This is a genomic window from Turneriella parva DSM 21527, assembly GCF_000266885.1.
Classification (GTDB): domain Bacteria; phylum Spirochaetota; class Leptospiria; order Turneriellales; family Turneriellaceae; genus Turneriella; species Turneriella parva.
In genome coordinates, this window is the sequence record NC_018020.1 from 1,635,689 (window position 1) to 1,649,867 (window position 14,179).

The following is a 14,179-nucleotide window of genomic DNA, read 5'->3' on the forward strand; positions in this document are numbered from 1 at the left end:
TTATGGCCTGCTGTGCAGACCCGAATATTGCCTGCCTCTATTGTCCTTTTCGCGCGGTGGTTGTCGCGCATTTTGCCGCATGTGCGGCATTGTCGGCTATATTGGCCCTAAATCTATCGAATCGGTTCTGCTGGTCGGTTTGCAGAAGCTCGAATACCGCGGTTACGATTCGGCCGGCATGGCTGTCTTGAACGGCGACGAACTGGCGACGCGCAAGGCAGTCGGCAAGATTATTGAGCTCGAGAAGCAGCTGAAGAACCAGCCGATTCTGGGTTCTGCGGGCATCGCGCACACGCGCTGGGCGACGCACGGCGAACCTTCGATGACGAACGCGCACCCGCACCTGAGCGGGCACCGCGATATCGCCGTCGTGCACAACGGTATTTTTGAGAACTATGCCAAGCTTAAGGCCGAGCTCATCGACGATGGGCATGTATTTTTGAGCGAAACCGACACCGAGGTCGCGCCGCACCTCATGGAAAAATATGTGCACGAGGGATTTTCGACAGAAGAGGCATTCGTCAGAATGCTGAAGCGCGTTGAGGGACAATACGCCGTTGCCGCGATCAGCGAAAAAGACTCGAAGAAGATTTATTTTGCGCGCAAGGGCTCGCCGCTCATTATTGCCAAAGGCAACAACGAATACCTGATCGCATCAGATATACCGGCGGTAGTGCCGATTGCGCACGAGGCAATCTATCTCGAAGAAGAACAATGGGGATATATATCGAGCAGCGGGGTTTCGATTTTTACGCTGGGCGGCGAGCCAGTACCACCAAAATGGCAACCCGTTGCCTTTAAAGAAGAAGACGTAGACAAAGGCGACTTTGAATACCTGATGCTCAAAGAAATTTATGAGCAACCCGACGTGTTCGAGCGTATTCTCAAAGAACGCCTCGACGACACATTCATACACTTTCCAGAACTGAAATTCGGCAAAGAATATCTCGCGCGCGTGGGTCGTATCTTGATTCAGGCGTGCGGCACTTCTCTTAACGCGGGAATGATCGGGCGCATGTATCTCGAGCAATTTGCGCACATCAGCGCCGAAACAGATTATTCGTCTGAATGGCGCTACCGCAACCCGCTCGCAAGCGGTGATTCACTCGTGGTCGGTATCAGCCAGTCGGGTGAAACGGCCGACACGCTCGCGGGCCTGCGCGAGGCCAAAGCGAAATTCATGCGCGTGCTTTCATTTCTGAACAACATCAATTCTACCATGGCGCGCGAGTCTGATGCAATGATCAGCCTCATGGCGGGGCCCGAGATTGGTGTGGCGTCGACCAAGGCCTTCACGGCGCAGGTGTTAAATCTGCTGTTTTTCTCACTGTATGTAGGTTCGATCAAGTGGTTGATGCCGGCCGAAGAGCGCCGCACTGTGCTCGATGAAATTCGCGCCTTGCCCGACAAGATGCGCACCATATTGAAGAGCCACGAACGTATCAAAGAAATCGCCGAATTTCTCAAAGATAAAAACGACACGATATTCTTGGGGCGTACCTACAATTACCCGTCGGCGCTTGAAGGGGCACTCAAGCTGAAAGAGATATCGTACATTCACGCCTCGGGTTACGCCGGGGGTGAATTTAAGCACGGGCCGCTCGCGCTGGTGAGCCAAAACGTACCCGTCGTTATCATCGCGCCGCAGGGTGAGATTCGTACCAAAATGATTTCAAACCTCAAAGAGGCGCAATCGCGCGGGGGAAAAATCATCTCGATCATCACCGAAGGTGACGAAGAGATAAAGAGAGAATCTGACTTTTATGTCGAGATACCCCCGTGTCAAGAGAGCATCTCTCCTTTGCTTGTGGCTGTGCCATTGCAGCTGCTTGCCTATTACACGGCGATCGCAAGGGGTTGTGACGTCGACCGGCCGCGCAACCTTGCCAAATCGGTAACCGTCGAATAGCATGAAGAAAAAGGCCGTCAAAAAAGCTGTAAAACCTGTACGTAAGGTTGCAGCCAAAACGCCGGCCAGAAAGCCTGAGAAAAAGAATTCATCCGCCGCATCAGCCACAACGCCCAAACCGGTAGAGTTGGCATTACCCGGCGCAGACTCTGATCTTCACGAACAGCGCAGCGCACGCGACCAAAAGGTCGAAGGTTTGCTCGCCGGTATTCAAAAACAAAACCCCGACGCGCTCGCAGCCTTCTTCGAGGCGTTCTCAGACGACATCTACAACTTTCCCATGCGCATGTTTCGGTTCAATGAAGACGAAGCGAGCGAGTTTTATCTGTATGCGTTCGAACACCTGCGCGATGGGCGCAAGATCTCGAGTTTTCAGGGGAAAGCAAAATTCACCACCTGGTTCTATGCAGTCTTAAGAAACCTGACGATCGACTTCTTGCGTTCGCAGAAAGATAAGGTGCGTTATACCACTTACCTCAAAGCTGATGCCTCGGGCAAACTGGTTGAAGCGATCGATTCGGTTTCTGACACGCGCGACCAGAACCTGTTCGAAGAAGCCTTGTTCGAGCAGTTCAACGCTTCGCTCATTTCGCTCACGATACCGCACCGCGTGCTCTTTAAGCTGGCTTACGCCTGGTACTTTGAGCTCGATAAAGAAGAACTCGATTACCTCTGCGAACTGCAGAAGAAGCCAGAGAATGAGATTTTACTCCGTCTTGCCGATCTGAAAAAAGTTGCCCACGAAAAATCTGTCGAAGTGCGCGAGCTCGAAGAAAAACTAACGGCCAACTTTCAGGGCATCTCAGTGCTTGAAACCAAAGTCGAAAACTTTTTCAGAGAAAACCCCGATTTAGACAAACGGCGCGAAAGCTGGAGCGAAGAATTCTACTCTGCATCGATACCGCCGCAAATCATCGACATGATTCAAAGTCTCATGAAAAAGAAAAAAAAGCAGCAGAATCTGTTGCTGCATCAGAAAAAGAGCCTGCTTTCGATTCGGGTGCCTTACAAAGACCTAGGCGATTTACTGAACAGCACCCAGGGCGTGCTGTCGGTGCAGCTAATCCGCATTATTGAAAGGCTGAGCCAGTCGCTCACCAACCAACCCTCAAACTAACCGGGCGCGAATTCCGTGTTCAGTCACCGTTAACGTAAATACAACCTGGTCACCCCTGCGCGGCAGAGCCTGCTCTGGCCGTGCGTCGATGAAAAAGGGAATATATTCATGGGGGCCGCGCGAGTCGATCTGGCCTTTGCCGCTGTTGCGATTGAAGAACTTTACCGTACCGCGCATTTCCCGGCCGTCAAGGGCGTAATAACCCAGAAGTTCGTTCAGATCATGATCGCCTTTGGCCTCTGAGTTCAGTTGTTTCAGCAGCGCATCGAACGCGGCAAGGTGCATTGAATAGTCTGCGAGCGGTATCTGCCGGTAGAGGCGGCCATCCCAGTTTTGCAGGTGCACCAGATTGCGAATTTCATTGCGAAATACGTCGAGTTCGGTACACAGCGCCTCGTTCAGAATCTGCATCGAGCGCAGCTGCTGAATGTGTGCGGCGAAGGTGCGTTTGCGTATCACGTTCAGCAGGTTCGCGTGCTGCGCATCGGTGTTGCCTTTCGACCTGTCGCTCTGGTCAGAAACCACAAGCGGGTTGGCCACCAGAGCGAACACGATTGCTTCAATGATAATACCCTGGGTAACGAGCAGTTGAAAGAATAATGCGCTCTCGAGCGAAAACTGTGGCTTAAACAGCCTGTATTGCCACAGCTCGTATTCGACGAGCTGCAGCATGTAGCAGATGTTCGATTTAAATTCTGAATCTTTCAGGTATTGAAAATATGTGTCGCGGTAGTGGTCGATCGTCTTCAGCGTGCCTTTCGGTATCGCGAGCGGAATCTGCGAGGCATATTTTTCGTTGTACTCGACAAACTCACGAATGAGGTTCTGCGCGCGATCATGCGGATTCATCGGCGTTATGAACCTCGGCTGCAGTTACCGGCCTTTACTCAGGTCTTTTTGGGCCTTCTGCGCACGCTGCTCTGCAGCGGCGATTTCTCGAGAATTGCCACAGGCTTCTTGTCACCGCGGATATCGATGAACAGCGGCCCAGATTTCGCCGCAGTCTGAATCCTCATCATGCCCATGCCGTAATTTTGCGTGAAAGAAAACGTGCCGCTGGTGACTTCACCGACGACAGCGCCCGCAGACGTGACAACTTTGTAACCCTGCCGCGGCACGCCTTCACCGGTGAGGTGAAAGCCACAGGTCGTATGGTCGGCCGGCTTTTCGCGCAGCTCGCGTGGCGCGATGCAGTCATGGTCCTGATAGATAAATGCAATGCCCGACTCTTGTGGTCTGAGGTCAGTTGAAAGTTCGTGGCCGTAGAGCGGCATCAGTGCTTCGAGGCGCAGCACGTCACGCGCCGCAAGCCCGCAGGGCTTTACGCCGGCTGTTGCGAGTTCGCGCCACAGCGCCACGCCGTCGGTCGCATTGCAGGCAATTTCGAAACCGTCTTCGCCCGTGTAGCCCATGCGGCCTATAAAGAGTTTTGGCGCAGCGAGTTTAACCTCGTAATAATAAAGCTCATCTAAAAATGAAAACCTTTTCGCCAGAAAATCGGCTGCCTTGGGGCCCTGCACGGCGATCAATGTATAATCGCTCCACGGTTCGATTTTAATTGTGCTGCCGCAATGTTGCTTCAGGTGTGCAACGACCGCATCGCGATTGCCCGCATTTGCGACCATAGCGAAGTGGTTTTCAGCGATCGACGAAAGCGTAATGTCGTCGACGAGGCCGGCCTTTTCGTTATAGAGCGCATTGTACTGCGCTTTGCCGGGTTTCAGCTTTGCCGTTGAGCGCACACAGACCTGATCGAGTGCAGCAACGAGTGTCGCATTGTCGGCAGCGTGAAGAAAGATCGGCAACATATGCGAAACATCGAACATGCCACAGGCAGAGCGTACCGCTGTGACCTCATCTTTCACCGCACCGTAAGATACGGGCATATTGTACCCTGCGAATTCAGTAAATTTGGCACCCAATGCCTTGTGTTCGTCGAAGAGCGGTGTGGTTTTCATGACTTGCAGTACCGAATATGACCCGCGCCGCGCGGTGGCAATCGATATGCATAGAGAGGCCGATCGGCAGATATTCAATTCTGACGACCTGCTGCGCAGAGCCCGTGGGCTAAATTATTGCAGCCATATGTGGCCTGCCGCAAACGCAAATACCAGCTATGATTCGACAAGGCTCATCCCATGTGGATTTTCAGAGCGAGCACATGTTTGACTGTCCGGCGTGTGGGGCGCCCATTTCTGTCGTTCTCGAGACCTTCGCCGAGCCAACGACTCAAGATTATATTGAGGATTGCGAAGTCTGCTGCCGCCCATTGCACATTCGCTATTCGAGCGCTGAGTATGAACTCGAATCAGTGCGCGTGAGAACAACAGACGAATAACCGTCATGGAAAAAACGCTGTGGTTCGTCGCTGTTTTACTGCCAGACGAGGCCGTGGCGAAGGTGCGTGCTGTGCAGCAAGAAATTGCCGATACTTTCGGCCCGCGCCGCGCGATGCGATTGCCGCCGCACATCACCGTCGAAGCACCCTTTCGTCTGCCCGACGAAGTTGCGCCAAAACTCACAGATGCGTTAGCTGATTTCTTCGCGACGAAGACAGAGTTTCAGCTGACGCTCAAAGATTTTGGCTATTTTCGTGACGATGTAATATTCATACAGGTTGCGCCCTCGCTCGAATTGCTCGAACTGCACAATGAGTTGCAAGAATTCATGCGTGGCCCGGCGGGCTTTATACATGCCCCGCCTTTGCACCCCGGTTATACTCCTCACCTGACGATCGCAAACCGCGATGTGACGCCGAAGCAGCACGCCGCAATCTGGCGGGGCCTTGCAGGGCGAAAGTTTCATGCCAGTTTTCCCGTGGTTGAATTATGTCTCATGAGACACAACGGCGCAAGTTGGGATACCGCGCAGAAATTCGCGCTACAGCGAAAATAGCGTCGTCAACGAGACTATTTTATCGTCCCATGTCTTGCTGGGTAATATGACCACCGCGAAGCACAAACGATTCTTGCTGCTCAAGATTGCGGTGATGCTGCAGCTCGCCGCTGTTGGCTGCCGCGGTTTTGGTGATTTTCAGGCCGCGCCTCCCTCGGGGTTCTCTTATTCTGGCAGTCCATTCGTCATAACGGTTAACACGGCAATGCCCGCTGCAAAGCCACAGATTACGGGCACGGTAAGCGCATGCCTCGCAGAGCCGGCGTTGCCCGCAGGGTTGCAGCTCGGCCAGTCTGACTGCGTGCTGAGCGGAGTGCCAACGGTTATACAGCCACCTACAGGCTATACGATTACCGCATCAAACAAGACCGGCTCCACTGCGACGACGATCAGTATTGAGGTTAACGCGAACCCACCTGCCTCGCTTGTGTACACTGGCAGTCCATTTGCCTTTACGCAGGGCAATTCAATCGCACCACTCACCCCGACTTTCACCGGCAGCGTGACGACGTGTGCATCAGCACCACCTTTACCTCCGGGGCTTTCGATCAACAACAGCACCTGCGAGATCACGGGCATACCGACGATTGCCCAGGTTTCGACTGCGTACACGATTACCGCAACCAATGCATTTGGCAGCACCAACACCGGCATCAACATTGCGATTACCGCAGAAACAACACCGCCATCCGCACCGACAGCCCTGAATGCCACACCGATCAGCGGTGCGCAGATTGACCTCACGTGGACAGCTGCAACGGATAACTTTTCTGCGCAGGGTAATTTGATTTATGAAATCTGCCGGGCGACAGCCTCAGGCGGATGTACCACTTTCACGGTGACGCACACGACCGGCGCAGGCGCCGTCAACTTCAGCTCTGCCGGGCTGAGTGCAGGCACCGTGTATTACTTTGTGGTTCGTGCACGCGACGAGGCAAATAATCTTGGCGCGATTTCGGGTGAAGCCTCGGCAATGACTACACCCGCCGGTTCGGTGAGTAATCCTGTACTGGCGCCAGCACCTGGGCTTTACAATATTACGCAGAACGTGAGTGCGACGGTCGCTGCCCCCGCGAGTTCGACTGTCTGTTATTCGACGAACGGCGTCGACCCGGCCTGCGATGGCACCAAGCTCGCCTGTTCAAGCGGCACGCTCTATTCGGTGGCAGTTGCGGTGTCGGCGACCTCAACCTTTAAAGCAGTCGGATGCAAGCCGACGTATTTAGACTCTGCCGTCACAACGGGCACGTATACGTTTGATTATGTGGCTCCGTCTACCCCGGCGCCCTTTAACGCATCGCCCGTTAGTATGACGCAGATCGATCTCACCTGGTCTGCCGCTTCAGATGATCTGACGCCGCCAGGCAACATTGTCTACGAAATCTGCCGGGCAACGACCTCGGGTGGTTGCGGTACGTTCACCGCGACGCACACGACTGCAGCCGGTGCCACCAACTTCAGCGTCACGGGCCTCACAGGCGGCACCACTTATTATTTCGTCATCAGGTCGCGTGACCAGGCGACCAACCTGAGTACAGTGTCGGGTGAAATCTCGGCAATGACAACACCTGTCGGTACGGTGAGCAATCCAGTTTTTACACCGCCTGCCGGTACATATAACAGCTCGCAGAACGTGACAATCACCGTCGCCTCACCCGCTTCGCCGACCATCTGCTATTCGACCAACGGTGTCGACCCGTCTTGCGATGCGCTGACGAAACTGATCTGTACCTCGGGCACATCTTACAGTGGGCCAGTAGCGGTCGCAGGTGGTCAAACTCTCAAGGCGATCGGCTGCAAGCTAACCTACGCAGATTCTGCTGTCACCGCAGGCACATACACTGTAGATTCAGCGGCGCCCACCGTGACGGGTGTCACCGCTTCGACTACCGACGGCACCTACAATAGCGGCGCGACGATTTCGATACAGGTCGTCTTCAGTGAGCCCGTCAATGTAACGGGTACGCCGGTTCTGTCACTGGCTACGGGCAACCCCGCAACGACACCAGTAAACTATGTTTCGGGAACGGGTACAAATACGCTCACATTCGATTACGTCGTCGCCAATGGCAATACGACGGGTGATCTCGACTATGTTTCGACTGCGGCGCTTGCGGGAGGCACAATTCAAGATGCCGTCGGCAACAATGCAGTCTTGACGCTCGCCACTCCCGGGGCAGCCAACTCATTGGGCGCCAGCAAAGCGATTGTGGTTAACCCGCCGCCGGGCATCACGAGCGTCACGCCGACGAACGGTGCAACGAATTGGCCCGTCACGAGCCCTGTCACGATCAACTTTAACCAGAATATGAATACCGGTCTTATCAATGCGCAGGGCGCAAACGGCGCATGCTCTGGCACTGTCTGGGTATCGACTGACAATTTTGCCAGCTGCCTGGGCGGCACGATGGCTTACCCGACACAGTCGAGCGCAACCTTTACACCTTCAAATCCCTTTTGCGTTGAAGGCAACTACCCGATACGCGTGCGCATTCTCACTGCCGTTCAAAGCGCATACGGTGTACCCTTACCGACGCCGTACGATGCGGTGCATGGCTTTACCACGCAGCAGGCTTTGATGAAAACTGCGATTACGACAGGCACCGACGTGCGTGCATTGGCAATTTCATGTAACACATTGTTTGTCGGCGGCAGTTTCTCTCAGGTAACAGGGTCGTTAGGTCGCAATAATCTTGTCGCGATCGATCTTGCCACAGGTTTTCCCTTGAATGGCGGCTTTACCCCGCCTGCTTTCGGTACAAATGGTGCGGTGAATGCTTTGGCGATAAATGGCAATGAACTCATCGTCGGGGGTTCGTTTACCAACGCTGGTTCGGGCGGGTCACAGAACCTTGCCGCCTTCAACATCGTGACCGGTGCAAAGTCTGCATGGTCGCCGGCACCCAACGCAGCCGTCAATGCCCTCGCGGTCGATTCGGGAATAATTTACGCAGGCGGCTCATTTACGCTGGTCGACGGTTCTGTCAGTCGCAACAAGCTGGCAGCATTTACTGCGGGTGTCAATGCACCGAACGCGTGGAATCCCAGTTCAACTGCGCCAGGTGCGGTGAACGCCATTGCCATTGCTGGCTCCACCGCGATAATCGGAGGGGCCTTTACCGGCGGCACAGTGGGTGGCAACAGCCGCAACTATCTTGCGGCGGTCGACGCTTCAACAGGGGCAGGTGGTGCCTATACAGGCTGGTGCACGGCAGGTGCGGACCTCCCCGTAAATACCATTGCGGCCTCGGGCGGCAATGTCTATTTTGGTGGCAGCTTTAACGGCACGTGTGGCATCACATTCTATAATTTTGGGGCCGTCTCGGCGAGTACCGGTGGCTCCATAGGTTTCGCCAACGGCTCGTTTACTGGCGCAAACGATGTTGTCAGTGCGCTTTTCGTCGACAATGCCGCGAGCACACTCTATGTCGGAGGCGCATTTAATACTGCTACCGACGCATTCATCGGTACCACCCGCAATTTTATGGGCTCGACTGGTTTGACAGGGAACACCGCCAATGCCTGGCACCCGAATTTCAATGGCTCGGTTCTTGCAATTACGAAGGTGGGCACTGCCGTTGTTGTGGGTGGTTTGTTCACCACCGTGAACGGGGGCACCGCAGCGAATCGACTGGCGATTGTTGAAACAAGTACGGGCACCTTGCGGCCATAGCCTTTGCGCGATGGGTTTCCGGTTTAGTGACGATACGACTTGCAGATGATGGGATATTGCATCGTAAAACGCTTTACGCAACGGCACAGCCTCATCATCGCCGGTCATGAAATATGCCCTCGTGTTACTGTTCTTTATTCTAAATTGCAGTCGCAACGATGAAGCAAGTGCTGCTTCATCAAATTCCTCTGGGTGCGTTCCGACCAGACAAGCAGGCCGAAGCAGCAATTGTGCTCTAACATTGAGCCTTACAGTTGATACGCTCGCTGGCCCTTCACAAGGTACGGCCGCAAGTGGTGATACAGACGGTACCGGCAGTGCCGCGAGATTTAATGCGGTTACAGGGGTGACAACAGACGGACAAAATATCTATTCCACAGACTATTTTGGCCACAAAATACGAAAGACGGTAATTTCCTCTGGCGTGGTCTCGACTCTCGCTGGCCCCGGACCAGGAACAAGCCTTTCGGGCGATGTCGACGGAATTGGCGAAGCAGCTCGCTTTAGCTCTATGCGAGCAATCACGACAGATGGCACTAATCTCTACGTGGCCGATAACTCAAACAACAAGATTCGCAAAATTGTTATAGCCTCACGCGCAGTGACAGTTCTCGCGGGGCCAGCTGCTGGCGATACAACCAGCGGCGATACAGATGGTACTGCGAATGATGCACGTTTCAACAACCCTCAGGGTATCGTGACCGATGGCACCAATTTATTTGTCGCTGATTCGCTCAATCGGAAAGTAAGAAAAATCGTCATCGCATCTGGCATTGTCAGCACTCTTGCCGGGCCAGCCCAAGGTGTAACTGGGTCTGGTGATACAGATGGTTCGGCCAATACCGCACGATTCGGGCTTCCCGGGGCTATGACAACCGATGGCGTCAATTTATACCTGTGTGATTCATCAAATCATAAAATACGCAAAATTGTAATTGCGACGGGCGAGGTAATTACTCTAGCAGGCCCTGCGCAGGGCACAACCACGAGCGGTGATACCGATGGAACGGGAAATTCCGCTCGTTTCAATAATCCCCTCGGCATCACAACTGATGGTACAAGTTTATACGTGGCCGATACGTCCAATCAAAAGATCCGAAAAATAGTCATTGCTACGGGCGCGGTAACGACTGTCGCCGGCCCCGCACAAGGTGCAACGACCTCGGGAGATACTGAGGGCGTTGGCACATCTGCTAGATTTTTCAATCCACATGGAATCACTACTGACGGGTATCGACTCTTTGTTGGCGAGTATTGGAATCACAAGATTCGGAGAATAAACTAGTAAATTGCGCCCAACTAATAATACTCTATAACTCCCGCATGGCTCTCAACGTACTCGGCACCGAACTTGCGCCCTGCAGCCTTGAACCGCTGACCGGTTTCTTTCGCGATGGCTGCTGTAACACGAATGCCGACGACCATGGCATGCACACTGTCTGTGTACAGGTGACGGACGCCTTTCTTGAATTCAGTAAATCGGTGGGTAACGACCTTTCGACTCCGGTGCCACAATACGAATTCACCGGGCTTGTCGAAGGCGATCGCTGGTGCCTTTGCATGCCCAGGTGGATTGAGGCGTATAACGCCAACGCGGCCCCGCGTGTCGTGCTCGAGGCAACACATGTCTCTGTGCTCGAGCATATTGATCTTGACCTGTTGCAGAGATTCGCAGTCGCGTAGGCTGCATGAAAAAATATCTGCTTCTAATCAGCGTGGCGCTAAACGTCTACGCCGACGATTCTGGTATTCAATACCTCGAACTGAACAAACCCCATTACGTCATCGGCAATAAAGCCCGGGTGCGCGTCGAGGCTGATATCAATGCAGCTGTGGCAGCTGAGCTGCCCATCGGCGCCGAAGTTATACCGACCGAGCAGGTGAACAACGCTACCACCATCGACGGTGTCGAAGCCCCCTGGTACCGGGTCCAGTTCAAGCAGGCAGGCAAACCCAAAGACGGTTTCATCTGGGGTAACCTGATCGCGAAAGGTGCGGCCAAATCGAAAGACGGTCTCATCTTCATGTTTGGCACCGGTCGCAAACAGAAAGATCTGTCAGTCGGTACCGAGTACACCTCGCAGTTTCGTGTCGCCAAAGACGGCAAAGAGCTGGCGAAGCTTGAAATAAAAGAAGGTGTGGATTTCAAATCGAAGCAAACAGTGACGCTGACAGACGGTCGTGGCCTCGAAGGTGTTCAGCATATTTTCGCGGTCGAGTTCTTGCAAGAATATTGCGGTGGCAAAGGCAATACGATGTTTCTCTTTTGGACAGGGGAAAAGCTAATTCATGCACACAGCTCATTCGACGGTTCAGATGCACCGTATTATGCGACAGAAAAGCAGGTTTTTCCCACTGACAAAGGCGGCAAAAAAGATATGGTGATTCTACTGCGCGAAACAGGCGAACATGAAGTACCAAAATCCGTAAAAAAAGAGAAAGTGTCATTAAAGTGGAATGGAAAAAAGCTGGAGAAGCCGAAATGAAAAAACTCACGATAACTACGCTCGCGCTGATCATCGGTGCAGGCTATGCAGAAGCGCCGCTCGAGTCGCTGGTCGTTAAGCGGGGTTCAGTCGAAGTGACTGCCGTGGCACTACCGGGGCCGAAGAAAAAAGTTGGTCTCAAGATCGTTAACAGCGCAGAAGCAGACGTTCAGTTAGAAGGCCGCGTCGTGGCGAGCAGCTCGAAAAAGCCGGGAGCCGTCGCCGATTGCCGTTTTACCACGACAGCGCCGGCAAGGTCTGACTCGCAGAAAAAAATCAAGTGCGATACCTCAGGGGCAGATCGACTTGAGGTCGTTATCACAGCACCGGCAAGTCCCTAGTTTTGGCAACTCGTCCATAGACTTGAATTTGTCGCTGCATCGGCCGTAATTTTTCCCGAGCCTCTCTTTTAGCAGATGCAAGATCTTGCCAACCGCCTTGCCCGCATGAAAAAGCACCTCGGCAAGTGGGCGCGCCGCCGTGGTATCAGCTGCTACCGCCTCTACGAAAAAGACATACCTGAATATCCGTTCATTGCAGATCTTTACGAAGACCACATGATTCTCACCGAGATGGCGAGCGAAGCGATTCAGTCGCGCCGTGACTATCACGACTGGAAAAAGCAGGCCACAGAAATATTTCGCAGCACGTGGGAAATCCGCCCAGAAAATCTGCATCTCAAAACCAGAGTCAGGCGAACCGAAGGCGAGCAGTACGAGAAGCTTTCCGAAGGGGTGGGGGTCGTGGTTCATGAAGCGGGTCTGAAGTTCAAAATCTACCCAGACAACTGGCTCGACACGGGCCTCTTTCTCGATCATCGCAACCTACGTTCGGTTGTGCGCGAATCTGCAGCCGGTAATAATGTTCTGAATCTTTTTTGTTACACCGGTTCATTCAGCGTCTACGCGGCTGCGGGTGGTGCAGCCTTGGTGCACAGTGTCGACTTGTCGGCGCGCTATCTGAGTATCGTTGATGAGAATCTTGCCCTGAATAAACTTAGCGCCGTGCCCCATGATAATTTTCGTCTCGATGCACGCGAATTTCTGGCGACAGCTTCGCCGGGTTTCTACGACATTATCATTTGCGATGCGCCGGTTTTCTCCAAGAGCCGCAGGCAAGAGCGCGACTTTGATGTATTGCGCGACAGCCCGCAGCTCGTGCGCGACTGCCTCAGGGCTTTAAAGCCGGGGGGAGTTCTCTATTTCTCGACGAATTTTCGCAAATTCAGCCTGCGCTATGATGGTAATGCCGAAGGTGCGCTGGTGAAGAATATCAGCGCGCAGACGATACCCGAAGATTTCCGTAACAAGTGGATACACACCTGTTATGAAATCAGACATGGTGCCTGACGCACCATGCCTGAAAAGTCATTACGCGCCCTTCGCGGCGGCGAGGGCTTTGTCGTAATCGGGTTCGTTGCCAATTTCGGCAACTTGCTCGGTATAAACGACTTTTCCGTTGGTGTCAGTGACAACGACTGCGCGGGAAAGCAGGCCTTCGAGGGGACCATCGGTAAAGGTGAGCCCCCAGACTTTGCCAAAGCTTTTGTCGCGAAGATCAGATGCAGCGACGACATTGTTTATACCTTCTGCGCCGCAGAAGCGCTTGAGCGCGAACGGCAGATCGGCAGAGACGCAGACGATGGTGGTGTTCTCAACCGCCGCCGCCTGCTCGTTGAATTTGCGCACAGACGCCGCGCAGGTCGCTGTGTCGATGCTGGGGAATATGTTATAGATGACCTTTTTGCCAGCAAGGTCTGCCGGCTTAATTTCAGACAGGTCTTGTTTGGTGAGGCGAAAATCGGGTACATTGCTGCCGATTGGGGGCAGGGTGCCGACGGTGTGAATCTCTTTGCCACGAAGTGTTACATTTGCCATTGATTAAAATCTCCTCTGTTTTGACTGTTCAAAATATAATAAAATATTGTGTTCTCTGCTATTTAAACCTAGCTTGAAAAGCGGGCCTACGCGGCAGGCCGCAAAACGACGAATTTCAGGAAAAGTTCCGCGATTTTCGAAGCGCAAATCGCTCTATGAACGGGCTTACTCCCGCTTTTCCCGAAATTCGGCGTTTTGCTAAAGCTTTAAAATTTCGAATAT

General features: G+C 53.5%; 13 protein-coding genes. 10 read left to right on the forward strand and 3 right to left on the reverse strand.

Annotation, left to right across the window (positions count from 1 at the left end; genetic code table 11):
* The first annotated feature begins 79 nt into the window (after positions 1–79).
* Together glmS and TURPA_RS07980 are read left to right on the forward strand one after the other, a co-directional pair.
* Positions 80–1,909, forward strand: coding sequence for a glutamine--fructose-6-phosphate transaminase (isomerizing) (gene glmS, locus TURPA_RS07975; protein ID WP_014802787.1), 1,830 nt, complete (start codon positions 80–82; stop codon positions 1,907–1,909).
* Position 1,910: 1 nt separating this feature from the next.
* A complete protein-coding gene (locus TURPA_RS07980) occupies positions 1,911–3,026 on the forward strand; it encodes an RNA polymerase sigma factor (RefSeq protein ID WP_014802788.1) in 1,116 nt (371 codons plus the stop codon).
* Here the strand turns inward: TURPA_RS07980 and TURPA_RS07985 are convergent.
* Both TURPA_RS07985 and gcvT read right to left on the reverse strand, forming a co-directional pair.
* Positions 3,018–3,875, reverse strand: a complete 858-nt coding sequence (locus TURPA_RS07985; RefSeq protein WP_014802789.1) for a hypothetical protein — start codon at positions 3,873–3,875, stop codon at positions 3,018–3,020. The two genes, TURPA_RS07980 and TURPA_RS07985, sit on opposite strands and share 9 nt — an antisense overlap.
* A gap of 38 nt (positions 3,876–3,913) precedes the next feature.
* Positions 3,914–4,984: a glycine cleavage system aminomethyltransferase GcvT gene (gcvT, locus tag TURPA_RS07990; RefSeq protein ID WP_014802790.1), complete on the reverse strand. Its 1,071-nt coding sequence runs from the start codon at positions 4,982–4,984 to the stop codon at positions 3,914–3,916.
* A gap of 203 nt (positions 4,985–5,187) precedes the next feature.
* On the opposite strand from gcvT, the gene TURPA_RS24325 reads away from it, so the two are divergent.
* From TURPA_RS24325 to TURPA_RS08025, 8 genes are all read left to right on the forward strand, one after another.
* Positions 5,188–5,364: a zinc ribbon domain-containing protein gene (locus TURPA_RS24325; RefSeq protein WP_217157640.1), complete on the forward strand. Its 177-nt coding sequence runs from the start codon at positions 5,188–5,190 to the stop codon at positions 5,362–5,364.
* Positions 5,365–5,369: 5 nt separating this feature from the next.
* Entirely contained in the window at positions 5,370–5,921 is a 552-nt protein-coding gene (locus TURPA_RS07995; protein WP_014802792.1) for a 2'-5' RNA ligase family protein, read from the forward strand.
* 46 nt (positions 5,922–5,967) lie between these two features.
* Positions 5,968–9,594: a putative Ig domain-containing protein gene (locus TURPA_RS08000; protein WP_014802793.1), complete on the forward strand. Its 3,627-nt coding sequence runs from the start codon at positions 5,968–5,970 to the stop codon at positions 9,592–9,594.
* Positions 9,595–9,700: 106 nt separating this feature from the next.
* Positions 9,701–10,879: an NHL repeat-containing protein gene (locus TURPA_RS08005; protein WP_014802794.1), complete on the forward strand. Its 1,179-nt coding sequence runs from the start codon at positions 9,701–9,703 to the stop codon at positions 10,877–10,879.
* Positions 10,880–10,917: 38 nt separating this feature from the next.
* A complete protein-coding gene (locus tag TURPA_RS08010) occupies positions 10,918–11,277 on the forward strand; it encodes a DUF2237 family protein (protein ID WP_014802795.1) in 360 nt (119 codons plus the stop codon).
* A gap of 5 nt (positions 11,278–11,282) precedes the next feature.
* A complete protein-coding gene (locus TURPA_RS08015) occupies positions 11,283–12,080 on the forward strand; it encodes a hypothetical protein (RefSeq protein WP_014802796.1) in 798 nt (265 codons plus the stop codon).
* The gene (locus TURPA_RS08020; RefSeq protein ID WP_014802797.1) at positions 12,077–12,421 is read left to right on the forward strand and encodes a hypothetical protein; all 345 of its coding nucleotides are present in this window, start codon (positions 12,077–12,079) and stop codon (positions 12,419–12,421) included. Before TURPA_RS08015 ends, TURPA_RS08020 begins: the two co-directional genes overlap by 4 nt.
* Positions 12,422–12,526: 105 nt before the next feature.
* Positions 12,527–13,429: a class I SAM-dependent methyltransferase gene (locus tag TURPA_RS08025; protein ID WP_157210443.1), complete on the forward strand. Its 903-nt coding sequence runs from the start codon at positions 12,527–12,529 to the stop codon at positions 13,427–13,429.
* Positions 13,430–13,450: 21 nt separating this feature from the next.
* Here the strand turns inward: TURPA_RS08025 and tpx are convergent, their stop codons facing one another.
* The gene (gene tpx / locus TURPA_RS08030; RefSeq protein WP_014802799.1) at positions 13,451–13,957 is read right to left on the reverse strand and encodes a thiol peroxidase; all 507 of its coding nucleotides are present in this window, start codon (positions 13,955–13,957) and stop codon (positions 13,451–13,453) included.
* Between the last annotated feature and the right edge of the window lie 222 nt (positions 13,958–14,179).